The sequence below is a fragment of the Microcoleus sp. T3_D1 genome (genome assembly GCF_036700405.1).
GTDB lineage: Bacteria > Cyanobacteriota > Cyanobacteriia > Cyanobacteriales > Microcoleaceae > Microcoleus.
On record NZ_JAUBOV010000038.1, the window covers coordinates 1 to 22,555 of the forward strand.

The following is a 22,555-nucleotide window of genomic DNA, read 5'->3' on the forward strand; positions in this document are numbered from 1 at the left end:
CGCCTGATTGTCGGTATGATCGAATCAATGACGTGGCGATCGGCTAGCTCACTCTTTTAAGATACAAGGGGCGGGTTTCACCAACAATAATTGCCTACAACCAATAATCTCATAAACCCGCCCCCACCCAACGGTAAACCGGCATCTACCTCGCTGCGATCGAGGATTGTAGGGGCGGGTTTCACCAACAATAATTGCCTACAACCAATAATCTCATAAACCCGCCCCCACCCAACGGTAAATCGCCATCTACCTCTTGCAAAATACAAGGAGCGGGTTTAGCTACGATCTATATTGTTATTGATATCTTGCGCCCTTCTTAGGAACGAACGGGCCACAGAGCCCGTTCCACAATACATCAATTTTCTTGTGGGTGGGCCCCAGATCCCGCCCCTGAAAGACTTTCAGAACTGGGGAAAAACTTTTGAGTAATCCAAGCAGTTACAATATGAGAAAGCAATCCCATCGGCCCAGCAAAAAAACACAAAGCCAAAGAATGAACCGTCCAAACTCCTGTCCGCTGTCCTTCCCAATAAATCCAGCGCCCGACAAACAAGTCCATCACTAAAAAATGTATCCATCCCGTAGCCGCCGCCGTTTCCTCCCCCAGAAACTTAGCAATATCTGCTAACTTGGGATTCGACAAAGCAGCCGCATTTTCCGCAGTCAGACTGCTACCAAACAAATATATGTACAAAACGGCGAGCACTGCAAACGGAATAAAGGAATTCATCACTTTTCGGGTAATTCCCCAGTTTGGTAATAAAATCATAATTGCCCAGAAAGGCACAACGAACAGATTACCGGCATTAAAAATTAGTTCTGGTGTCATAGTTGGCTCTTGGCTCCTGCGAAGGCAATGCAATTAAGGATGTTAAGATTACTTTACACAATTTTTGCGGAAATTTCTCAAAACCCGAAAAAAATCTCATTTACAAAGGGAATAGAATTGCTATACTTATCTAAAATTTAAAATATCCCATCTAAAATCGATTGAGGCAGCACAAGCCATGACAACTTATAATAACTTTTCCGAGTGGTGCAAGCAGAAAGAAAATCTATCGAGCAGCGCCAAACATACCGCAGACATACTGTTGCAAATATCAGAGACTTCCGAGTGCGATCGAGCTAACGAACTGCTTTCTAATACAACAGAACTTAACCTCAAAAATCTTCAAATTACCGATATCAGCCCCCTCTCATCTTTCACTCAACTTACTAATCTCATCCTCGGCAGTAATCAAATATCTAACATCGCTCCCCTGCAATCTTTAACTAACCTAAAAACTCTGGTTATAGATGTCAATCAAATATCAGATATCAGTCCGCTTTCATCTCTAACAAATCTGAGCATACTCGTTCTCGATACCAATCAAATCTCAGACATCAGTCCCCTAGCAGATCTAACTAATCTTACCGCACTTGTCTTGTTTGACAACAAAATTTCCGACATCACTCCGGTGCAAAATTTAACTAACTTAAATGCGCTGATTCTTTACAAAAATCAAATTTCAGATATCGCTCCTCTGGCAAATTTAACTGAACTCCAGACACTCTACCTTTACAATAATAAAATATCGGAGATCACCCCGCTGGCTTCCTTGAAAAATCTCAAAACGCTGTTTCTCTTCGGAAATGAAATATCTGACCTCACTCCGCTGGAATCTCTAACAAACTTAAATAAATTGGTTTTATTCCAAAATAAAATATCAGATATTACTCCTTTGACATCGCTCACTAATTTAATTGAACTCAACCTCGGTAACAATCAAATATCAGACATCAGTCCGCTGAAATCGTTAACTAATTTGACTGAACTTTATCTGTTCAACAATCCGATTTCGGATAGCAGCGCGCTGCAAGCTTTAAATAACTTATTTTTACTTGACTTGTACAACAATCAAATCTCTGATATCAGTTCCCTGCAATCTTTGCAAAAGTTAACTACACTCGACTTGCGCGGGAATCCCATTGTTAATAAAATTTGCCCTGTTAATCCTGAATCTATATGCCGGTTTTAATTCTTAAGGGCGAGATAGCGGTTTATAAGGAATACCCTGAAAACCCCGTGACTTCAGTCCGGGGATGAAAGGGCGTTGCAGGATTTATCCTGCCTGTTCTCTTTACCTCAGTCATGAACCCAAAATCCAATCTTTTTAATTCAAAAAACTTCCTTAAAAAGCTTTGGACAAAACGGGACAGTATGGTAAACTGAAACAGTCAGGGTTAAACTCCCTTGCCATCGTGAAACAGGACATGAGACACACTTTTAGGCATAAACTGGGGGACAAAGTGCGGCGAAAACACTATAAACAGTCGAAACCGAAAATGTAGGTTTCAATCCAGCAAATAAACTTTTTCACGCTCGAATTGTTAAGTAGGGTAGGGCATACCCAAACTCTAGGGAAATATCCTAGTACGCTTTTGGAGATAGACCCGCTGGGATGCTTCTGAATTAGGCTCGTCAATTGGTGGTATCCCCACGGTTGAAAGGTTTAAGTATTGCCGTAAGGACAGAAAATTTTAAGGTCAGTCGCTGAATTAAGAATCCCCTCGGCTTCAGCCAGGGGAGTGTCAAAGAGTATAATGTTTAAGGTCAATATCAGGAGAAAGTGATGAGCGGACACGATGCTTTGATGTTAGGATTGCTGCTGTTGCCAGGTTTGGCTTTGTCGATCGCAATTATGGGCGCTTTTGCCGCTGGTGGATAATCAGTTTTGGCAGCAGGCAGATTTTGTAAAAAGTAGTTTTTTCCTCGTTTTCCTCGTTCCCTGGCTCTGGCTGGGAACGCATTTCACTATTGCTCTGCCTCCTGTTTTTTTGCCAGCGAGGCAGAGCCTCTGGATCTCGGTTCCCCGCCAGAGGCAGGGAACCAGTTAATCCGTTGCCGAACTTCCTTCTTCCTGACATCCGTTACATCCGTTACATAATCCGTTGCCGAACTTCCTTCTTCCTGACATCCGTTACATCCGTTACATTTGAGATGTTGCACCATTCTCAATTACTTGTTTAGGAACAGGCAAGATGCCTGTTCCACAAGAAAATTCACTCTTTGTGGAACAGGCATCTTGCCTGTTCTTGACAATGGTGCAAGATGTGAGTTACATCCGTTACATCCGTTACATAATCCGTTGCCGAACTTCCTTCGCTTACAAAAATTGTGCTGTCACATCGGAATTTACCAAAGTATTCGCGCACAAAATACCCGATGCTGCGACGGCGGGGACGCCAATTCCCGGCATGGTGCTGTCTCCCACGCGATACAAGCCTTTGACTGGTGTTTGCGGCCCCGGAAATGTGCCTTTTCCGGCGGCAATTGCAGGCCCGTAAGTTCCTTGATATCGATGCAAAAATCGGGCGTGGGTTAGCGGTGTGCCGATCGACTCTAAGACTATTCGCGATCGCAAATCCGGTATAATTCTTTCTAAAGCTTGAAACAGAGATTGCGATCGCTCTTGCTTTTTCTGCTGATACAATTCGCCATATTCCCAACCTTCGTAAGGTTCCAATGTATAAGCGTGAACGGCGTGATGTCCGGGCGGCGCGAGAGTTGCATCCCACACTGTAGGAATCGAAATCATGCAAGTATTTCCGGGTACTGTAATGTCAATCTTGCTGTCGTGAACGACGACGTGGTGGCCGGTCAAACCTTCGAGTCCTTCGGCTTTAATTCCTAAATGCAGGTGCATGAAACTGTCTACTGCTGGCATCGACAAGGCGGTTTTTCGGTAGCTTTCCGGTAAATCTTCAGGGCGCAGTAATTTTGTATAAGTATCCCAGATTGTCGCATTTGAAATGACAATTGGGGCGCGGATAATTTCGCCATTTTTCAAGCGAACGCCGGTGGTTTTGCCGGATTCAACTAATATTTGCTCGACGGGAGTTCCCAGGCGCAATTTTCCTCCCCAGCGCTGCAAGCCTCTGACTAAAGCATCGACGATCGCACCGCTGCCACCTACAGGATATTCGATCGCACAGCGCGATCGTTCGCCAATCATAAAAGCTATTTCCGGGGCGACAGTTCCGTGCGCTTTCAAACCCGACAGCAAAAAGCACTCCAAATCTATCAAACGCCGCACCCAAGGATCGCGCACGTCCCGATCCATCAAGGAACCTGCTGAACCCGCGATCGCACCTACTAGCGGCAACAGCTTCACCAAAGCAGGCGAGTACCGAGACAGCAAAACAGGTATCAACTGCCAGTCGGATCTCAGCGCTAAAGCCGGAATTCCACGCAAAGCTTCATACAAAACTAATAAGTTTTGTTGAAATTGCTGTAATTCTACAGCACCTTGCGGTGCGAATTTAGCTACAGCATCTAAGTAACTTCTCGCATCAGCATAAATCGGTAAACTTCCTTCGGGAAAATGGTAATGCCCCAGCGGATCGTAGGAAATTGCTGCGATCGATTCCTCCAAAACATCAAAAACTTGCCGCAAAGGATTGAACGACCGGGGGTCAGTCAAACCGCAATAAAAAGAAGGCCCCGAATCAAAGTGAAATCCCCGGCGCGAAAAGCTGTGGGCTGCCCCGCCCGCTATTGTGTGGCTCTCGCAGACGAGCACCCGCTTGCCGTAACGAGCTAGCATCGAGCCGGCGACTAAGCCCCCAATACCGCTGCCAATTACGATCGCATCAAAGTCTTGCATTTATCAAATGTGGTATAATTGTATTATTTCTTGCTGAGTGTTGACAGGGTAGTTTTATGGGAGGAAAACTATGAAAGCTTTATCTATTTTAGATGAAGTTGTTCGCGAATTAGAACAAGACGTGAATCTTTCGCGCATTAAAAAAATAATATTTTTTGCTTGTAAAGATTTCTGGGAAAACGACCCCGCCCAACTCGCCAGCGCCGATGTACGAATTTTAATTGAAGAACTGTGCGCCAAATACAGCCGATTAGAAGATATTGAAGCTGTTTTAAATAGTATAGTCTCTAAGGTTAACAAAAAAACCGAGTATGCTTTAGTAGCAGACCTCATAGTCTGTCAACTTAGCAGGCTGTATGAATTTGAAGACTTCACCAAATTAGAAATAAACATATCTAGTTTTGGCGGTCAGGAAGCACCCGCATTTGAAGAGCACTTTAGTTCGGAAATACCCAGCAGCGAAGAAAGGGCAAGAAACCCCGGCCCTTTATTTGATGTCCGACAAAAAATATTGCAGCAAACAAATCCGCTGAGGGCGAAAATCCTAATTTTTTCTAGTCTTTATCACGAGTTCACTTTTAGCGATCGCGACTGGCTACTGCTGAAAACTCAAGAACTTGACAATCTACTGCGACAACTGTTTAATGTCTGTGGCAGCCTAGCCGAACTGGAATCTCAGTTGTACAGAACTGCTAGCAATCTCGACAACAGAGATGAAAACGACCAAGCTGCGAGCGTAATCATCAAAGCGATGAATCCTTGTTACGCCAAAATGCAACAGGAAGAACTCCATGAAGCCGAATCTTCGCCTAGTGAAGATTACGATCAGACACATTTAAACAACAGTGTTTATGAAGAGAGCGAGCTGGTGGAAAGGCGCACCGATTATTTTGATCCAGGCGAGATTACTCACATCCTTCAAGCTCCTCCACCTCACTATCATTATGACCCCCAAAAGAGTTACTTAGTGCCGGACACGGCAGAAAATGTACCGTTTAAAGAACCCGAAAGCAGCAATAATTATGCTACCGAGTTCAGACAGGAAATGGTAGAAACATTCCCAGTTGCAGAAAGGTCGAGTATTATCGAAACTTTAGAACCGGCGGCTCCTGTTATTATAAATATTAGCGATTCCATCAAACGCAAGTTGGAATTGGAAGAAGAAATGACAGAATTAGTCAGTCAAAGTGCTAACTCCGCAACGGCGCAAATAGAAAATATATTCACCCAGTTAGAAGCTGCTTTGAACGGAAAGTTTTCTACGGGAAGTGCCGAGGATCGTTTGTACTGGAAATATAAAAATCTGAGAGAGTATGTAGGAAAAGTTCAGAAGTTTGCCGATAAATTGCTGGAAATTTTGAGCGAATTGGAGTTAAAAGAAAGGGGGCAATCTCCTTCTGAAATCGCCGAAAACCGGGGGGACAATATTTCCGAAATCCCGCCGGACAACTCTAGCCATAAAGCAAATCAGTATCAGCTTCTGGAAATGGCAAAACAAGGCAAACCAAAGGCGATCGCCCAATTGATCAATCAATTGCTACAGCCTAAAGGAATTGCTGCTACAGTAGGATTTAAAGACGGTTGGCTCCACGTGATTCTGGAGTCTGCTGAAGTACCAAACCAACAGGCTACAGCTACCTACATTCACAAAAAACTGTGTACTTTAAAATCAAAATATCTTACTCATGTGAAAATTCACGGGCGACAGTTAGGCAACAAAACAGTCTTGTGGACTCAAGAATTTGTCAATCCAACTCATTAAATGCCCCGACTCAAGTCTGGGGTGACACAAACTAAGTCCGCTTGCGTCAACTGAAATTCAAGAAATTTCATCAAATTTATCAGACTCTAGTCTGGCGCTACAAAAACTAAGTTCGCCTGCGCGAACAGAAATTTAAGCAGCCTAGAAATAGCAGATTGTACCTAATTACCAACAAAAAAAATATGAATGCCAGCGAAATTTTAAGGCGATATACATCAGGAGAACTAGATTTTCAAGGTATGAATCTCAGAGGGGTATACCTGAGCGGGGCCGATTTAATTGGCGTCAATTTAAGTAATGCTGACCTTTGGGGTGCAAACTTAGCGATGTCGTACCTGAGCAGAATTAACCTTCAGCGCGCAAATTTAACTAATGCAAAGCTGTGCGGTGCTAACTTAAATCAAGCAAACTTGAGCGGAGCAAATTTGTCGGATGCAGACTTCCACGGAGCTACTTTGCAAGGTGCAGACTTTCGCAAAGCCAACATCTCTTTGGCAGTTTTTATTGATGCAAATTTGAGCGATGCAGATATGCGAGGTGTGAATTTGCAAGGTGCAGATTTGCGCGGTGCGTGCTTGCGGGGTGCAAATTTGCGGAAGGAGGTGCGGATTTTTGAGGGTGCAAATTTGCGGGGTACAAATTTGCAAGGTGCAGATTTGCGGGGCGTCAATTTGCAAGGTGCAGATTTGACTAAAGCTAATCTCAGTCACGCGAATTTGACAGAAGCATCTCTGGGGGAAGCAAATCTGACTCAGGCGAATTTGAGCGAAGCTATTTTACATGGCATATTTTTGACTGAAGCAACTTTGGTAGAAACAAATTTTTCCTGGGCTGTAATGACAAATGCTAAGTTGGAAAGAGCTGTGTTAATTGATGCTGAATTTGCTGGCGCTAACTTGCGGGGTGCATTTCTTCCTGATGTTAAGTTGAGCAATGCTAATTTAGTTATGGCTGACTTGAGTCGAGCTAATTTGGTGAGGGCTGATTTGAGTCGAGCTAATTTGAATCAGGCAAATTTGAGTGAAGCTGATCTGACTGATGCTTACCTGGCTAGAACAGATTTTCGGGAGGCAATTTTGCACCGCACAAATTTGATTAGGGCCGATTTGAGCACTGCTAATTTAACGGGTGCTCAGTGGCGCGGTACAATTATGCCGAATGGAGAAATCCACGGATAATTACTTGTACTAGCAATTTAACGCTCTCGGCAAAATAGTTAATTTAATAGTTAAGGCAATTTTTTTCAATAAAAAAATATCAAGGCTGTGTTAAATCCCGGAAAACTTTTACAAGAACGTTATCAATTGCAACAGCGTTTAGGACGCACAGCGGCCGGTCATCAAACTTGGCTAGCAGTAGATTTAGAGTTTCAAGAACAGGTGACACTGAAAATGTTAGCTTTTAGCCCGGAAATGCAGTGGGAAGAACTGAAGCTTTTTGAAAGAGAAGCACAAGTTTTGCAGGCGCTAAATCATCCCCGCATTCCTTGCTATCGAGATTATTTTTCCCTGGAACGGGAAGCCGGAGCAGGATTGCCTTGGTTTGGATTAGTGCAAGATTATATTCCGGGATTTTCACTTCAGGAATTTTTAGAAAATGGTCAGCATTTTTCCGAAAAACAAGTACGAAAAATTGCCACTGAAGTGCTAGAAATTTTAATTTATTTGCATGAATTGAGTCCCCCGGTTTTGCACCGAGATATTAAGCCGAGTAATTTAATTTTGGGGGAATATCAGCAGGTTTATCTAGTAGATTTTGGTGCGGTACAAGCTCAAGCGGCGGTGACAGGCGTAACGTTTACAGTTGTAGGAACCAGTGGCTATGCACCCTTAGAACAGTTTTGGGGCCGGGCGGTGGCGGCTTCTGATTTGTATGCTTTGGGAGCTACTTTAATTCATTTGTTAACGGGGGCGACTCCTGCGGATTTGCCACAGAAAGATTCTCGGATTCAGTTTAGCGATCGCGTGAGTGTCAATCCCAGTTTGGTAAGCTGGATTGAGAAGATGACGGAAATCGGGTTAGAAAAGCGTTTCAGCAAGGCTAGAGACGCTTTAGCAGCTTTGAAATCGGGAAACATACAAGGCGCTAATCTTCAAATAGCGACTGTTCGGAAAATTGCTAAACCGCTTCACAGTCACATTCAAGTTAGCAAATCAGCGACGGAGTTACACATTAAAATTCCGGCTGTCTTAGTCAGAAAGCCTTTATTATCTGCTTATCTAGGAACAGTAATGCTAATGACATTCATCCCGACAATTATTCCCTTTTTAACAGGAAAATTGAGCATAGGGGTAGTAATTTCGGTACTTATAATAGGTTTATTAGTTAAGGTTATTTTTGAGATAAAGCAAGTTAAATTTAATCGCAAATTTTTTAAAATAACACATCAGGTATTGGGGTGTAAATACTTACAAGAAACAGGAGAAATATCAGAAATCTTGGGTGCTTTCATTCACAATAACTCTCTTTCGGGAAATCAAATCAAGATTCGTGCCGGTAACGATATGGGAACTTACTTTTATGTTTTAGCAACAAATTTGACAGAGGTTGAGGCGGCTTGGTTAGCGCAAGAAATTCAAGATTGGTTAAATTTAAGATAAATTTTGGTAGGGCGAAGCCTTGGGGATTAATTTTTTTTGTATAATAGACATCTCCCAACTAAAAATGGGTGACGCGCTCACTTATAGGGCAATACGCTTGGGTTAAAACTATTTATTGCTCGGAGATCCCCCTAAATCCCCCTGATTGTTGGGGGACGCAAGAGTAAGTTCTTGTCCCACCCCCTACTCCCCTTTTTAAGGGGGGCGCCAGGGTGATCGAGCTTAACTGAACCGTATTGACTTATAGGGTGTCTAAAATACAACTTTAAAAGAGTTATGCCAAGGCTTTCAAAAAAATACCCGAATTAAAGTCACTATATCTTATTACGCGATCGCCCAAAAAACATTAAATTTTAATTCAAATTTCTCCCTTCACAGGCAAAACGATCGCAAACTCAGTGCCAACTCCAAGCTCTCCCTTCACCTCGATGCTGCCGCCATGTTTCTCTACCGCAATCTGGTGGACAATTGTCAACCCCAATCCAGTTCCTTTGCCGACACCTTTCGTCGTGAACAAATGGTCGAATATCTGCTGTTTAATTTCCTCTTTGATTCCGGTGCCGTTATCAGCAATTTTAATTTTAATGTACCCTTCGCTGACTAGATCCGTGGAAATCGTGATGCGGTTGGGATTGGCGGTAATTTCGCTAAAAGTGCGTCCTATATTTGACTCTTCTAAGGCATCGATCGCATTGGCAAGCAGGTTCATGAAAACTTGATTCAATTGACCGGGAAAACATTCGATTTTAGGGAGATTGCCGTATTTAGTTATCACTTCTATTTGCGGGCGGTGTTCGTTTGCTTTGAGGCGGTGTTTCAAAATTAAAATAGCGCTATCAATGCCTTCGTGAATATTAAAAGGAACTTTGTAGTCTTTGTCGCCTCGGGAGAAGGTACGCAAACTGTTGCTGATGCTGCAAATGCGATCGCACCCGAGTTGCATTGAATCAATCATCTTCGGTAAATCTTCCAAAAGATAATCGAGGTCTATCTCTTCGGCGTGGTCGGCTATTTCCGATTGCGAGGCACCGGAGCGATACAATTCTAAGTGTTCGATAACATCTTCCAAACTTCTTTTACCTTCGCTTAAATTGCCCGAAATAAACCCAATCGGATTGTTAATTTCGTGGGCGACTCCGGCGACTAAATTACCCAAAGCCGACATTTTCTCACTTTGCACGATTTGCAGTTGTGCTTGTTGTAAATTTTTTAGAGTTTGTTCGAGCTGTTGATTTTGCTCTTGCAAAAGTTCTGCGGCTCGCTTGCGCTCAGTGGCATCCACACCCAAACCAATAATCCCGATCGTCTCGCCCTGGGAATTTTTTAACTGCACTTTCGTGACTTCTAAATAGTGCAGTTTGCCGTCAACAAGTCTGAGAGTTTCGCTGGAGTAATGTGGCGAATCTTGGGCAAGGCAGGCCGCATCTGAAACCAGACAGCCCGCTGCATTCTCCCCCAGTAGATCTTTATAATGATCGACAGCTAGGAAATCGCTAAGAGGTACGCCCACATCTTCACAAAATGTCTTGTTGAAAAACTGTACTTTACCACTGGGATTAACCATCCAAATCCAAATCGGAGCGACATCAAGAATTGCTTGCAGCATTTGTTTCTGATCGGCAAGCTGAGCTTCGGTTCGGCTAATTTTTACTAGCGATCGCTCTAATTGTTGGTTGTAATCCTGATATTTTTTATAAAGCAGAGCATTTTGCAAACAGATGGCTGCCTGGGAAGACAGTAGATTGAGAAGTTGCAGGCGATCGCGGGTAAAAACTCTTGCGGTTAAGCGATTTTCCAGATACAAAATGCCGACTAAGTTGCCTCGATCGAGAATCGGCCAACACAACAGGCTCTGCGGTTGGTATTTGAGGATGTAGGAGTCGGAATCCCAATCACGTTGTTGAGCGAGATCCCGAACAATCACAGGTTTCAATAAATTTTTAACGCAGTCAACAATTGTGAGGGGCAAGATATCGCTGTTTTCATCGAGTTTTGCCGATGATAAGTCGATCGCCCACTCGACTCCCGAATTGTCTAGCGTGCTTGTAGCCGCGATTTCCCATTGATTGCCGTTTGGCAAAATCAGCGCCCCTTTGTTAGCTGCTGTATTTTTCATCGCCAGTTGCATCAGTTTGGCAATCAGTCGAGCGAGTTCTCTTTCACTAGAGAGCCCTTGACAAGCTTTTAGCAGTGTTGAAAAATTCCCGAAATCTGAGACGCTCGCCGAAACAGACGGAGGAATGGATGGATGAATGGATGGATGAAGCGATTGATTTTGCCCAGCAGGTGTGGGAAAATTTGCTAATGGATTTGCAGGGAGTTTTGCGGGTTCTAAAATCGGTTTTAATAATTGATGATAACGTTTTTCTAAGTCATCAATTTTGGCTCTATCTCCCCAGCGGACATAGCAATCATAGGCATCTATCATGTAGATTCTGGCAATTTTTTCTCTTCCCAACGACAGGTAAAACTTAGCAGCGAGTTCGCAGCCAAGAGCTTCTTCATTGACATATTCGTGAGCTTTAGCTCCGGTAATAGCTCGATCGTAAAGTTCCATTGCTTCTGCTGTCTGTCCCAAAACGCCGAGCAATTCTGCCTCAACCAGATCGAACTTGTGTTGGTAATTGATCGGCGTATGGTGGGCGAATTCTTTGAGTTTTTTCTGACTAGCCCCAACGCGATTAAGGATTTGTTGGCGCTCCGCCGGTGTGGCATCTGCATAGATTGCCAAATCTGCCAGCGCATCATAAAAGTCGTGCATCATCGTTAATAGCATCAAAACAGAATTCCCAAGATAAGGTTTGCCTCCATTTCCCCTGTCGATTTGCTACGGATTACGGCTCGAATATATCCCGAATCCGTAGCCTCTTTTTCCTAAAATTTATACACCTCCATCTGGAAGATAACAGCCAAGATTAATTGAAAGATTAAAAGGTTTAATGTATTTGTAAATAATCGGTCTGCGTTTCAGTTCGTCGAGAATGTCTGTTCGGTTGAGGACTATTTCTCCCGATGCAATTAACGATCGCTAATGCAACTTTTTGGGATTTGGGCAGCACCGCGTCCCGGAAATCCTCCGCCACAACGAGGTAGGTGGAGAATTTTAGCGGCGGGTTGTCGGTCTTTCTCGCGCACGAACCGATCGATAGCCGATCGATAATCTGTGTACAATTGCGCGATCGGGCGATATCCCGGCATTAGCGCAGTCAAATCTACTGCATTTATTATTGCGTCCATATCGGCTGGCCTCAACCCAGACATTAACTTGACAAAACTTAGTGTATCTATCTTAGGGCATAAATACCATAATTTTCCACCGATCGATCCCAAATTCCAATTATCTGTTAATGAACAACATTTTATACTTGGGCGATCGGGATTAAAGCTTTTTACTTAGGTATAAGTTTCTGCTGTTAATCTCAAATGGGATTCAATAAACGCGAAATACCGTATAAACACCGCAGTATCCTGTCTTGAAAAATACAATGGGTAATTAATTGAATTTAATATAGCGCGATCGACCAAATTTCCGCGAAGCCGATCAAAAACTTACTACCTTAAAAAGTCCAAATATACTCTATAGAAATTATAAAAAATTCGTCGTAAAAGCAGTGGCATTCCAGTCCCCCGAATTTATCCGTGGGGTCAATGCTTCAATTCTTTAATCTAAAATCTAAAATCTAAAATCTAAAATCTAAAATCGATTGACCGAAAGCATCCAGGATACCCGCCACGTGATTCACCCGTCCAGAAATAAAAAACCTGTATCCGATAAACTTGCCCCCTAATTTATCCGTGGGGTCAATGCTTCAATTCTTTAATCTAAAATCTAAAATCTAAAATCTAAAATCGATTGACTTTACCTACATTCCGACAGGGGTTAAAACCCCTGTCGGAATGTAGCTTCCCGAGAAGGAAACAGCGTTATTTGAGATTAGTCGTCTGTCGCTCTTTGTGCCGCTCGTTGAGGTCAGTCAATATCTAGATTCACTTTCTAGCAAATATTGTCTGAGGCATCTTGAGTATTCTATCTTGCATCTCGTGCTGCATCATTGATATTTTCTTGGCCGCCGCTGGTACCATATCTCAGAGACTCAGTACCCTCTGATACTCTTTCTTTTGCTCCCTGGGTGGCTTCTTTAACAATTTCTTTTGCTCCCTGCAAGCCTTCGCGGGTGTTTTCTTTAAGATTAGCAAAGCCTTGTTTGGTTTTGTCGCCAAAGTCATCAGCTTTGCGCTGGGCGGTGCGAGCATCTTCCTTCACCTTTTGGCCAATTTGGTCGAGTTTTTCAGGCGCGTCATCCGCTACCCGCCGCACATTTTCGCCTACATTGTTGCTAGATTTCGTCTCAATGCGTTGCTGCGCTTGATCTTTTAGAAGCTGAGCTTTTGCTTCTGTGGATGTCATCTTTTTGTTTCTAGGATCGACATCGGGGTAGTCGTTCATGCCACCCTTGAATTCGGACGTTACAGCCCCGGTCGGTACTTCTTCTCTAATTTTGTCGGCTGTTTTTCCTACCCTCGCATCAGCTTTTCCTGCCATCACATCCGTTTTTCCTGCCGCCACACCAGGGCCGCTGCAGGCCGTACTCACTAATACTAAAATGCCAGCCAGAAACACTGTTAAAATTTGTACAGCTCGAATTTTTTTCAGAAATGCAGTTAGTCTCTTCATAAAAATGCTCGGTAAGTGGGAAACAAGCGTGGCTTGAGCCCTGAGAGGGAAACGACGCGGCGGTTTCAACCGCTTTGAATCGCCTTTCGGGGTTGGAGAGGTATGGTTGCCCCTCTGATGGAGATATGGTTGTCTCCTTTCTCCCTTGCGGGGAAATGTTCGCCTCGACCTGGTTATAAAGGCTTGTTAGACCTGCAACACTGTTTCAGTGACTTTAAAACTGTTTAATTGCAGATGACAGAGCGGAAAACTGGCGGATCATTCGCCGGTGTCGTGACCTAAATAACGTCTCCGCCATGCGGGGGGTCTGGTCAGAACAGCTTGCAATTTCTTACAAGCTCAGTAGCACTTAGCCCTGAGTTCCTGACAAAAATGCTCCTTTCTATTGTGAGATGCTGAAATGCCTGGTGGTTCTGTAGATGGCTAGCCTTACCAAATTAGGCACTTAAACACTTTTTTTAGTATACGAATAGAAACAGGAGCTTTTCATCTATCTCAAGTTAGATTTCTCAAGTTATAGTAGAAGGAAGAAGGAACAATGAAGAAGGAAGAAATAAGAAGGAAGAAGGCTCTTCGGCTTGGCGAGCGGATAGAAATCACCAATCAGGAAGAAGGAATGGACAATCCTCAATCTTTTACCCATTATTAAAAGTCGCAGCACGCCGTGCCGGACACGGCAATGCCCTTTACCTACATGGCTGTTTGCTTCTCTGTGCGCGCACTACGTTGAGATGTTTTGCGTTTTTTTAAGTTCAAAAAAAACCTTCCGGTCAGGAACCAGAAGGCAGTGGATGTATGATCTCAAGTACAACAAGGTCTTTAATCGCAATTGTCGTGGCCTATCCCGATCGCACACATCTGTCTAATGGCTGAAAGTATGTGCACACTTACTAAGCATTTTGAATCGCTGTTTTTAAACTTTTGCAGAATTCGCCGATCGCCTCTAAACCCTGTTCTGGAGTTCCTTCGGCCAAGCGTTTGACAAAAGCACTGCCAACAATCGCAGCATCTGCACCCCATTCTTTCACTTGGCGAGCGTGTTCGGGTTTCGATATACCAAACCCGACGCCGATGGGTTTGTCGGTGACGGCGCGAAGTTCTTGCAGCAACTCTTTTGCTCTCGTTTCTAAGCCTTCGCGTACTCCCGTAACCCCCGTCACGCTGACTAAGTAAATAAATCCTTGAGACTGACGAGCGATCGCTTCTATACGACTTTTGGGACTTGTCGGAGCAACTAATAATGTTAGTTCAATCCCTAATTTGTTGGCAGGTTGGATGAGACTGTCGGCTTCTTCTAAGGGCAAGTCTGGTACAACCAATCCCTGAACTCCAGCACTTTTGATTTGCTGCAAGAACGTTTCTATACCTCGGTACAAAATCGGGTTGTAGTATGTGAAGAGAATGATGGGCGATCGCAAATTCGGACTAACTTTCGCTACCATTTCCAGCACCGAATCTAACCGCGTTCCCCGCTGTAGAGCCCTTGTAGCAGCAGCTTGAATCACCGGCCCGTCAGCTAGCGGGTCAGAATAGGGAACGCCAAGCTCGATCGCGTCTGCACCGTTGTCATCCAAAATTTGCAGTGCTTTAGCCGTTGTCTCCAAGTCTGGGTCGCCAGCAGTAATAAAAGGAATCAATGCACATTGGTGGTTCTTGCGTAACGTTTCAAAACAATTAGAAATAGTCATTAGTTATTAGTCATCAGTCATTGGGCATTGGGCATTGGGCATTGGGCATTGGGCATTGGGCATTGGCCAAACAGGGCATTGGTCATTGGTCAGTTGTCAGTTGTTATTAGTCATTAGTCATTGGTCATTGGTCATTAGTCAGGGAGCATCTCAGTTTTGTAAAAAGCATTTTTTTTATTGTAGTGCGAGCGTCCCCGCTCGCGTATTGTACAATACGCGAGCGGGGACGCTCGCACTGTAAATGCAAAACTGAGATGCTCCCATTAGTCATTAGTCAGCAATCATTACTTGGCGGTCTATATTCATCTTCCTTAGCTTTTAGTCGGCAGTCATTATTTCACCGTTTATTGCTAATAACTAATAACTAATGACTAATGACTAATGACTAATGACTAATTATCTTTTTCCTGCTCAATTTCGGCTTGAAGTTTGGCTAATTCTTCAGGAGTGAGTGCATCTAGCTGCTTCTGCAAGACAGCTTCTTTGTAGTCTTGCAATTGCTGGCTGTAGGTCATATTTTGAGTCAGTGCTCGAAATAAATAAGTCACCAGCCAGCCAATCAAGCCGGCGACCAAAAACAACTGACTCCAAATCCCTGCATTCATGCTGTCGAGTCCGGCAAATTGCAGTAGCAAGTAGACAAACCCACCTGCTACAAAAAAGCCGACACTGATTCCAATTACGTCAATACGTCGCATTTAGGCTTCTATCTGCCGCCGTTTGGGCCGAAAATTCAAAAATGGAGCTAGGAGAAACATACCTGGGAAGAAGAAGAACATCAAGAAGTACATGAAGCCGCGCTCAAAAGAGGTAGCGACGTACCAGCGGCTGTTCAGGTAAGCGTAGGTGGCGGCGGGTACTACCAGGAGGTAGGCTCCTGCCAAGACGGCGTAAAGCAGTAAGGTAATATACATAGATTTGCTTTAGGGGAATAATAACACGGGTAAGTCAGTTGGCACGCTGCGTTAGCTGGTTAACTATTGTACCGCTTGCGGAGATCCAGCGCGACTTTTGGGAATTTTTTGATTAGGGGTTGCGTAAATTGGGGTTTTGCCTGTAGAATAAAAGGCTGTTGCTGTTAGTGGCTCAAAACCACAGCAGCTTGACCAAAGGGGGGCGTGGCGGAATGGTAGACGCTACGGACTTAAAATCCGTTGACCCGAAACGGTCGTGTGGGTTCAAGTCCCTCCGCCCCCATCCATTTCAATCATTTGTGATTCAACGGTTTCAGATTTATTGTCCCAGCCAGAGTTCTGTTTTCCGCTCAATTTTCGCGCTAATGGTTTTTTACTATGTCCAAAAGCGCCTCTATATCTGCCCAGTTCGCCCCGGACTTTTTACGTCGGGTCTTCAACTGGTTGAGCAAGTCGGCTGTTTCTGGAAATTGGGCGGCTGTCGGAGCTGAGTTTAAATAGTCGAATAACAAATTATGTGTCGTCGTTAACACATTAATGTCCTCATAATAGACAATATTTAGCTTCAAGTTTGAGATGAGGCGGGGAGTGCGATCGCAAACTCTGCTCCCCCTCCCAAAGCTGAAATTACCTCTATTTTCCCCCGATGTTTTTCCACAATCTGGTAGCAAATTGCTAGTCCGATGCCAGTGCCTTTTCCCGGTGCTTTAGTTGTGAAAAATGGGTCAAAAAGCTTAGTGTGGATTGCGGGTGAAATGCCAGGGCCGTTATCGCAAATTCGCACCATAATTTGGCTACTGTCCAACTTTTGCGTCTGAATTAAAATCTGACGACTTTTACCTTTTTTAGAGTTATCCCATGACTCTTCTAGTGCATCTATCGCATTTAGTATAATATTCATAAATACTTGATTTAGCTGCGCTGGATAACACTCTATTGCGGGCAATTCTCCATAGTTTTTGACAACTTCAATTCCCTGCTTGAGCCGACTGTTCAAAATCAACAGTGTATTGTCAATGCCTTCATGGATATCAACTAATTTCATTTGAGCTTCATCTAAGCGAGAGAAGTTTCGCAAAGACAAAACTATTTGCCGGATGCGTTCTGAACCTATTTTCATAGATTCCAGCAGTTTTAGTAAATCTTCTCTGAGAAAGTCTAGTTCTATCTCTGCGATTTCTTCTGCGATCGCCTCTGTGGGTTGCGGGTATTCCTGCTGATAGAGACGAAGTAAATTCAGCAAGTCTATAATATACTCGTTGGCGTATTCTAGGTTGCCGTGAATAAAGTTAATAGGGTTGTTTATTTCATGGGCGACGCCTGCCACCATCTGCCCTAAACTGGACATTTTTTCGGTTTGGATTAACTGGGTTTGGGTGTGTTTAAGTTGGTGAAGCGCTGCTGTAAGTTCTTCTGTTCTTTCTTGTACTCGCTCTTCCAAAGTTTGGCGAGCCAGCTCTAATTCATCGGTGTATTCTGCTACCCATTGAACTAATTGATTGATGGATTTTGCTAAGGTTCCTACTTCATCTTCTGTGGTGACAGGTGCTTGCAAATCAAAATTTGCTTGTTGAGTAATAGTTTTAGCAACGCTGGTTACAGCTTGGATAGGAATGGCGATCGCGCGGCTGGTACAGATGGCTAGAAAAGTAGCGATCACAACTGACACTAACATACTCACTACGATGATTTGCACTCGCAATTTCTCAGCTATATTAAAATTAATGTAGGCTTGTGTTTGCTGTGCCTTAGCTACTTCTGTCATCAAGCTCAAACTCTCTGACAGCCGCTCAAACTTAACATCGAGCTTAACTGCTCTATCCCCTCTGATTAAATCCAATACCTGCTGCTGTGCCTCTTTAACTTCCTCTGGTTTTAGTGAGGAGGGAGCTATTTCTGGCCAAAAAGATTTGAGCAATTGAGAATACGAATCTGTCGCAGTTGCGTAACCGTTTAACAATTCCTTTAATTCAGCAGAATTTACTGCTAATTCTGGGGAATGTTCTTCCGTAAATAAAGCTAAATCAGCAATATTTTTTTTTACTACATCAACATGTTTCAAGAACTTAGCAGTTTCATATTCAAACCAGATTGAATCTCCCAAGACAGAGATTAGCCGTTTGGGATGTGACTGCACTGCCTGCACGGAATATTCTAAATCACTGAGCAAATGTTGTTGCTCGTCGGCCAAGGTTAAAGCTTGGAAAGCTTGCTTTTGGTAATAGTCTCCACAGATCATTCCCCCTGTGGTTCCTAGTACGGCTATGCCAATTGCTAGGGAGTAGCCCGAATTAATTTTTTGGGCAATGCTTAAGCGAGAAATGAAACGGTTAATTGCAGTTAAGGGAGTTTTTTTGAGAGGATTTTTGATGTCGCGAGATCCTTCAGTGACAGCGACATTATTTTTTCGTCTATTTAGGATAAGGTTGTTGAACCTCACAGCCCCATTCTCTCCCTGTTCAAACTTTTGCATACTGGCAACCTGAGCTAAATTTTAACAAGTTTATTAGTAAATGCACATAAATAAAGTCTCTGATTCGTAGTAGGCAATATTACCTAAATTTTATGAATTAAGGGCTAAAGCTCTACTACAAACTCAGCATTAGATAAAATTTAACCTTAAAAGACATTCCCCTGACCAATGGCTTTATAAACTTCACGAATCATGTTATAATCACTGTCGTTAGCTGGCACCAGTTTAGCTCCTTTATACTTGGCATTAACTTTGCCCACCACCAGCGCTTCAATCAGTTTATCTTGATTTTTTACGAGGCGATCGCGCATTTCTTCAACAACAACAATAGGCAGATTGCTACTAGCTACAAACAAATCATTAGGCAAGGGTTCCCCTGTGGCGATTAGCCGAAACTCACTTTCAGATAAACCCTCGCTCTTGAGCAAGTCTTTATATCTTGTATAACCGATGGCTAAGGCATCAACTTCACCCTTTTTGAGAGCTTGTAAACCTTTTTTACCCAACATTGAGATTTTTAATTCAGATTGGGGATTTAATCCAGCATCGAGGAGAATTTTAATCGGGCCTAGATGACCGCTAGTTGCACCTATTTTCCACATAGCTATTGTTTTACCTTTCAATTGTGCTGGTGACTTAATCTCACTATTGGCACGAACAAGAATAAGTGAGTGATACTCCGGGCGAGTGATGGCAATGATGGGAACAGCATTTGTCCGGGCCCGCATAATCACATATTCAGATGGCCCTGTTAGAGCTAATTTTAGCTGACCCGACTGGAGAGCTACGGCTGCTGCTATATAGTTATCTACTGGGAACAATTCAATTTTTTTCTCCAAAACTTCTCCCAACACAGTCCGAAAGGTTTGATAATTTTGCTGCAACTCTTCTGCCCCCTGAACATCAGTTACAGCAAATTCAAGCGTTTCTGGTTCACTTACTGCCAAATTGGAAGAAGTTCGATTAGATTGATTTACTGTTGTAGAACAGCTTGCTACAAACAATAGCGATAACCCAACAAAATGCCGCCGCTTCATGATTTTTAGGAGTTTTAGTGGCAGTTGAAATTTGCATAACTATTATAAGCTATTTGGAATAAACTTTCATTAAAATAGATTATCCGTTGGTTAAGCTTCAGTGAACTGTTGTAGCCAAATTATTAAGAAAATTTTTAGCGCTCTGTTTTATGGTTGGGAGCATAAGGCAGCGGCTCTTGTAAACCGAACTCATTAAACGCTGCCAGCATTAACTCACAGGAATCGCAAACGCCGCCAGCAACTTCACCGCCGGCGTAACAAGACCAAGTTTTTTCGCAAGGCACTCCCCAATTATTGCCTAATTTAATGATTTTTGTCTTTTTTAGCTCACTCAGCGGTATTAAAATAGAGAGTGCATCGCGTTCTATCCCCTATTTTGCCCCTAGCCGAAATACTTCTTGCATGGCTTGAATTATAATGGGGGCGACAGTGCCGATAGCCGGAATAATCTAAAGCGTTGAGGCTAATGTAAACGCGATCGGCGTTGAGAGTTTCGGCCCCGGCGAGACCAAAACTTAGAAAAATTGTATTGCGATCGAGAACTTAGCTGATGGGGATGCTTTCGGACATTCGATCGAGGGTGCGATCGCGCTCAAGCGTCTGGCTATCCTGCAACGGCTTTGAAGGGAGCGATCGCCTCAACGGAGCTCGGATCGGGTACAATCCCGTATCACCAGCACGCCTCAAGAGGACTTTGATAGTCTAATTTTTGCAAGTCCAAACAAAAACGAAGTCGCCCCACGTAATATTACGCAGCAACTGGCAAAGTAATCACAAATTCCGTGCCCTGTCCTATTTGAGAATTTACCTCAATTTTGCCTTGATGCTTGGCAAGGATTTGATAGGAAATAGCCAATCCTAATCCAGTACCTTTGCCGATCGACTTTGTAGTAAAAAATGGGTCAAAAATCTGTTGGACGCTGGCGGAGGCAATTCCGGGCCCGTTATCCCGAATCTTGACGGTGACAGTATTGTCGGCCGTAATTTCCGTGCTAATCCAAATCGTTGGCGAATAGCCTTTGTCTTCCTTTTTCACCTCTTCGAGCGCATCTATTGCATTGCCGATCACGTTCATAAATACTTGATTGAGTTGGGCCAGATAGCACTCAACCGCAGGCAACTTGCCGTATTGTTTAATAACTTGAATACCTTGTTTGAGCCGATGATTGAGAATTACGAGGGTGCTATCAATTCCTTCGTGAATGTCGGCTGATTTCATTTTTCCGTCGTCGCATCGCGAAAAATTCCGCATGGATACGACAATTTCGCGAATGCGATCGGCTCCCATTTTCATCGAAGAGAGGGTTTTTGGTAAATCTTCTCTGAGAAATTCGAGTTCAATGTCTTCGATGCGATCTAGAATGGCATCTGGTGGGTTGGGATAATATTCTTGATAGAGAGTTACCAAATCTACCAAATCTTTGATGTATTGGTTGGCATAGTCAATGTTGCCCCCGATGAAGTTGACAGGATTGTTAATTTCGTGGGCTATCCCTGCAACCATTTGACCGAGAGATGACATTTTTTCGGTTTGAATTAATTGGGATTGAGTTTCTTTGAGTTCTTTTGTATACTCGCTAACTCGCTGAATTAATTGATTGAAAGAGACCGCTAAAACTCCGATTTCATCGTTGGTTGTGACTGGTACTTGCAGGTTAAAATTTGATTCGCGAGCAACTTGCTGAGCCACATTAGTAACGGTTTCTAGGGGTTGGGCGATCGCGCGGCTGGTTTTGTCCGCCAGTGCGACAGCGATGAGTGCGGAAATTAGCATACTTCCGAGAATAATTCGGTTTCGCAAATTTTCCGATTCTTCTAATGCTTGGGTTCCTTCCTGTCTGTGAATTTCTACTTTAGAAATTAGCTCAGTTAAACGTTGAGCAAGCTTATCTAGTACCATCGCCTCTTGGCCGCTGCTAGCCCTCAACATTTGTAGTTGTGCGGACTCCATGCTGTTGGGTGGCAAGTTCCCTACTTCCGCTTCTTTTAACTGCAATTTAATTAGCTGAGCGTAGTAATCAATGACGAGAGCAGATTTCTTCAAGAGAGCCTGCAATGCTGCCTCTTCTGTTGCTAGTCTATCATGATTTTCTAGTGCAAAAGATTCAATTTCTGAAATCAGGATTTTCGCCTGAGTGATTTGCCCGAAAAAGCGATCCTGTTCGTATTGCAGCAACACCGTGTTTCCCAAAACAGCCGGCAATCTCGCCGCGTGCGATCGGGCTTCAAATACTCTATTTTGCAAATTTTGCAGCATTTGCTGCTGCTGCCCAGCAACATTCACCTGAACTAAAGCTTGCTTGCGAAAGTAGTCTCCCAATCTCAGTCCCGCACCAGTTCCCAAAATCGCTATGCCGATAGCTAAAGCATAGCCATAGCTAATTTTTTGACCGATCCGCAAACGGTTGCATTCTGCCTTTAGCCCAGTTATATTAATAGTTGAAGTTGGTAACAAATGTTTTTGAGCATAGTGTTCTTGCTCTACCTTGCTATTCTTTGACTGACTCTGCTTAAATAATAACATTGGAAGTTCCTCCCAAACAAATCAGGAGTAATTGAGCGAAGAAAAGCAGAATGCACTTATGCTGAAGGTCGAAAGCAGTTTTGAGTGTTGAAGTTTGAATTTTGAAATGTTTCACTCACAACTCACCCCTCAATACTCAACGCTTCCCCTAGTATCTCTCTTTTTAGGCTAGAGTGTTTGTGATCTCTATCAACCATTTATGTGATTATACGCAAATTTACAAAACTTATGAT

The 22,555-nt window shown here is 43.5% G+C and carries 19 protein-coding genes and 1 tRNA gene; 6 read left to right on the forward strand and 14 right to left on the reverse strand.

Annotated features, from left to right (window positions below; translation table 11 throughout):
• Nucleotides 1-358: 358 nt before the first annotated feature.
• Nucleotides 359-832 (reverse strand): ABA4-like family protein, encoded by a 474-nt coding sequence (locus QT992_RS17975; RefSeq protein WP_333315974.1) that lies wholly within the window; start codon nt 830-832, stop codon nt 359-361.
• Nucleotides 833-1,010: 178 nt separating this feature from the next.
• Here QT992_RS17975 and QT992_RS17980 point away from each other — a divergent pair, with 178 nt between their 5' ends.
• Nucleotides 1,011-2,021: a leucine-rich repeat domain-containing protein gene (locus QT992_RS17980; RefSeq protein ID WP_333339867.1), complete on the forward strand. Its 1,011-nt coding sequence runs from the start codon at nt 1,011-1,013 to the stop codon at nt 2,019-2,021.
• 776 nt (nt 2,022-2,797) lie between these two features.
• Here QT992_RS17980 and QT992_RS17985 read toward each other — a convergent pair.
• Both QT992_RS17985 and QT992_RS17990 read right to left on the reverse strand, forming a co-directional pair.
• Nucleotides 2,798-2,995, reverse strand: coding sequence for a hypothetical protein (locus tag QT992_RS17985; protein ID WP_333339870.1), 198 nt, complete (start codon nt 2,993-2,995; stop codon nt 2,798-2,800).
• 154 nt (nt 2,996-3,149) lie between these two features.
• Entirely contained in the window at nt 3,150-4,649 is a 1,500-nt protein-coding gene (locus QT992_RS17990) for an NAD(P)/FAD-dependent oxidoreductase (RefSeq protein ID WP_333339873.1), read from the reverse strand.
• Nucleotides 4,650-4,719: 70 nt separating this feature from the next.
• Between QT992_RS17990 and QT992_RS17995 the strand changes: the two genes are divergently transcribed.
• The 3 genes from QT992_RS17995 to QT992_RS18005 all read left to right on the forward strand — a co-directional run bounded on the left by QT992_RS17995 (nt 4,720) and on the right by QT992_RS18005 (nt 9,011).
• Nucleotides 4,720-6,411: a hypothetical protein gene (locus tag QT992_RS17995; RefSeq protein WP_333339874.1), complete on the forward strand. Its 1,692-nt coding sequence runs from the start codon at nt 4,720-4,722 to the stop codon at nt 6,409-6,411.
• Between the two features lie 182 nt (nt 6,412-6,593).
• Nucleotides 6,594-7,589 (forward strand): pentapeptide repeat-containing protein, encoded by a 996-nt coding sequence (locus tag QT992_RS18000; protein WP_333315978.1) that lies wholly within the window; start codon nt 6,594-6,596, stop codon nt 7,587-7,589.
• An 87-nt stretch (nt 7,590-7,676) separates the two neighbouring features.
• On the forward strand, nt 7,677-9,011 hold the full coding sequence (locus tag QT992_RS18005) for a serine/threonine-protein kinase (protein ID WP_333339879.1): 1,335 nt from the start codon (nt 7,677-7,679) through the stop codon (nt 9,009-9,011).
• A gap of 358 nt (nt 9,012-9,369) precedes the next feature.
• On the opposite strand, the gene QT992_RS18010 is transcribed toward QT992_RS18005, so the two are convergent.
• From QT992_RS18010 to ndhL, 6 genes are all read right to left on the reverse strand, one after another.
• Nucleotides 9,370-11,787: an ATP-binding protein gene (locus QT992_RS18010; protein ID WP_333339886.1), complete on the reverse strand. Its 2,418-nt coding sequence runs from the start codon at nt 11,785-11,787 to the stop codon at nt 9,370-9,372.
• Between the two features lie 242 nt (nt 11,788-12,029).
• On the reverse strand, nt 12,030-12,248 hold the full coding sequence (locus tag QT992_RS18015) for a hypothetical protein (RefSeq protein ID WP_333339881.1): 219 nt from the start codon (nt 12,246-12,248) through the stop codon (nt 12,030-12,032).
• Between the two features lie 790 nt (nt 12,249-13,038).
• A complete protein-coding gene (locus tag QT992_RS18020) occupies nt 13,039-13,686 on the reverse strand; it encodes a DUF6658 family protein (protein ID WP_333315982.1) in 648 nt (215 codons plus the stop codon).
• An 890-nt stretch (nt 13,687-14,576) separates the two neighbouring features.
• Nucleotides 14,577-15,374 carry a tryptophan synthase subunit alpha gene (gene trpA, locus QT992_RS18025; RefSeq protein WP_333104691.1) on the reverse strand — a complete coding sequence of 266 codons (798 nt, stop codon included), beginning with the start codon at nt 15,372-15,374 and terminating at the stop codon, nt 14,577-14,579.
• Nucleotides 15,375-15,766: 392 nt separating this feature from the next.
• Nucleotides 15,767-16,072: a DUF3007 family protein gene (locus tag QT992_RS18030; RefSeq protein WP_333104690.1), complete on the reverse strand. Its 306-nt coding sequence runs from the start codon at nt 16,070-16,072 to the stop codon at nt 15,767-15,769.
• A complete protein-coding gene (gene ndhL / locus QT992_RS18035) occupies nt 16,073-16,288 on the reverse strand; it encodes an NAD(P)H-quinone oxidoreductase subunit L (protein WP_193972727.1) in 216 nt (71 codons plus the stop codon).
• 198 nt (nt 16,289-16,486) lie between these two features.
• Here ndhL and QT992_RS18040 point away from each other — a divergent pair.
• A tRNA-Leu gene (locus QT992_RS18040) sits at nt 16,487-16,571 on the forward strand.
• 282 nt (nt 16,572-16,853) lie between these two features.
• Here the strand turns inward: QT992_RS18040 and QT992_RS18045 are convergent.
• The 4 genes from QT992_RS18045 to QT992_RS33635 all read right to left on the reverse strand — a co-directional run bounded on the left by QT992_RS18045 (nt 16,854) and on the right by QT992_RS33635 (nt 20,323).
• On the reverse strand, nt 16,854-18,761 hold the full coding sequence (locus QT992_RS18045) for an ATP-binding protein (protein WP_333315983.1): 1,908 nt from the start codon (nt 18,759-18,761) through the stop codon (nt 16,854-16,856).
• Nucleotides 18,762-18,907: 146 nt separating this feature from the next.
• Entirely contained in the window at nt 18,908-19,798 is an 891-nt protein-coding gene (locus QT992_RS18050) for a phosphate/phosphite/phosphonate ABC transporter substrate-binding protein (protein ID WP_333315984.1), read from the reverse strand.
• A gap of 134 nt (nt 19,799-19,932) precedes the next feature.
• The gene (locus tag QT992_RS33630; protein ID WP_445251112.1) at nt 19,933-20,166 is read right to left on the reverse strand and encodes a 7-cyano-7-deazaguanine synthase; all 234 of its coding nucleotides are present in this window, start codon (nt 20,164-20,166) and stop codon (nt 19,933-19,935) included.
• Nucleotides 20,126-20,323, reverse strand: coding sequence for a 7-cyano-7-deazaguanine synthase (locus QT992_RS33635; RefSeq protein WP_445251113.1), 198 nt, complete (start codon nt 20,321-20,323; stop codon nt 20,126-20,128). The genes QT992_RS33630 and QT992_RS33635 overlap by 41 nt, the downstream gene beginning before the upstream one ends.
• Nucleotides 20,324-20,354: 31 nt before the next feature.
• Here QT992_RS33635 and QT992_RS18060 point away from each other — a divergent pair, with 31 nt between their 5' ends.
• Nucleotides 20,355-20,504: a hypothetical protein gene (locus QT992_RS18060; RefSeq protein ID WP_333340596.1), complete on the forward strand. Its 150-nt coding sequence runs from the start codon at nt 20,355-20,357 to the stop codon at nt 20,502-20,504.
• Between the two features lie 42 nt (nt 20,505-20,546).
• Here QT992_RS18060 and QT992_RS18065 read toward each other — a convergent pair whose 3' ends face one another.
• Nucleotides 20,547-22,322: an ATP-binding protein gene (locus QT992_RS18065; RefSeq protein WP_333315985.1), complete on the reverse strand. Its 1,776-nt coding sequence runs from the start codon at nt 22,320-22,322 to the stop codon at nt 20,547-20,549.
• Between the last annotated feature and the right edge of the window lie 233 nt (nt 22,323-22,555).

Excerpts from the sequence above, each read along its gene's own strand:
- QT992_RS17975 (WP_333315974.1), bottom strand. The coding sequence starts at position 832 with ATGACACCAGAACTAATTTTTAATGCCGGTAATCTGTTCGTTGTGCCT.
- QT992_RS17980 (WP_333339867.1), top strand. The coding sequence starts at position 1,011 with ATGACAACTTATAATAACTTTTCCGAGTGGTGCAAGCAGAAAGAAAAT.
- QT992_RS17985 (WP_333339870.1), bottom strand. The coding sequence starts at position 2,995 with ATGGTGCAACATCTCAAATGTAACGGATGTAACGGATGTCAGGAAGAA.
- QT992_RS17990 (WP_333339873.1), bottom strand. The coding sequence starts at position 4,649 with ATGCAAGACTTTGATGCGATCGTAATTGGCAGCGGTATTGGGGGCTTA.
- QT992_RS17995 (WP_333339874.1), top strand. The coding sequence starts at position 4,720 with ATGAAAGCTTTATCTATTTTAGATGAAGTTGTTCGCGAATTAGAACAA.
- QT992_RS18000 (WP_333315978.1), top strand. The coding sequence starts at position 6,594 with ATGAATGCCAGCGAAATTTTAAGGCGATATACATCAGGAGAACTAGAT.
- QT992_RS18010 (WP_333339886.1), bottom strand. The coding sequence starts at position 11,787 with ATGCTATTAACGATGATGCACGACTTTTATGATGCGCTGGCAGATTTG.
- QT992_RS18015 (WP_333339881.1), bottom strand. The coding sequence starts at position 12,248 with ATGGACGCAATAATAAATGCAGTAGATTTGACTGCGCTAATGCCGGGA.
- QT992_RS18020 (WP_333315982.1), bottom strand. The coding sequence starts at position 13,686 with ATGAAGAGACTAACTGCATTTCTGAAAAAAATTCGAGCTGTACAAATT.
- trpA (WP_333104691.1), bottom strand. The coding sequence starts at position 15,374 with ATGACTATTTCTAATTGTTTTGAAACGTTACGCAAGAACCACCAATGT.
- QT992_RS18030 (WP_333104690.1), bottom strand. The coding sequence starts at position 16,072 with ATGCGACGTATTGACGTAATTGGAATCAGTGTCGGCTTTTTTGTAGCA.
- ndhL (WP_193972727.1), bottom strand. The coding sequence starts at position 16,288 with ATGTATATTACCTTACTGCTTTACGCCGTCTTGGCAGGAGCCTACCTC.
- QT992_RS18045 (WP_333315983.1), bottom strand. The coding sequence starts at position 18,761 with ATGCAAAAGTTTGAACAGGGAGAGAATGGGGCTGTGAGGTTCAACAAC.
- QT992_RS18050 (WP_333315984.1), bottom strand. The coding sequence starts at position 19,798 with ATGAAGCGGCGGCATTTTGTTGGGTTATCGCTATTGTTTGTAGCAAGC.
- QT992_RS18060 (WP_333340596.1), top strand. The coding sequence starts at position 20,355 with ATGCTTTCGGACATTCGATCGAGGGTGCGATCGCGCTCAAGCGTCTGG.
- QT992_RS18065 (WP_333315985.1), bottom strand. The coding sequence starts at position 22,322 with ATGTTATTATTTAAGCAGAGTCAGTCAAAGAATAGCAAGGTAGAGCAA.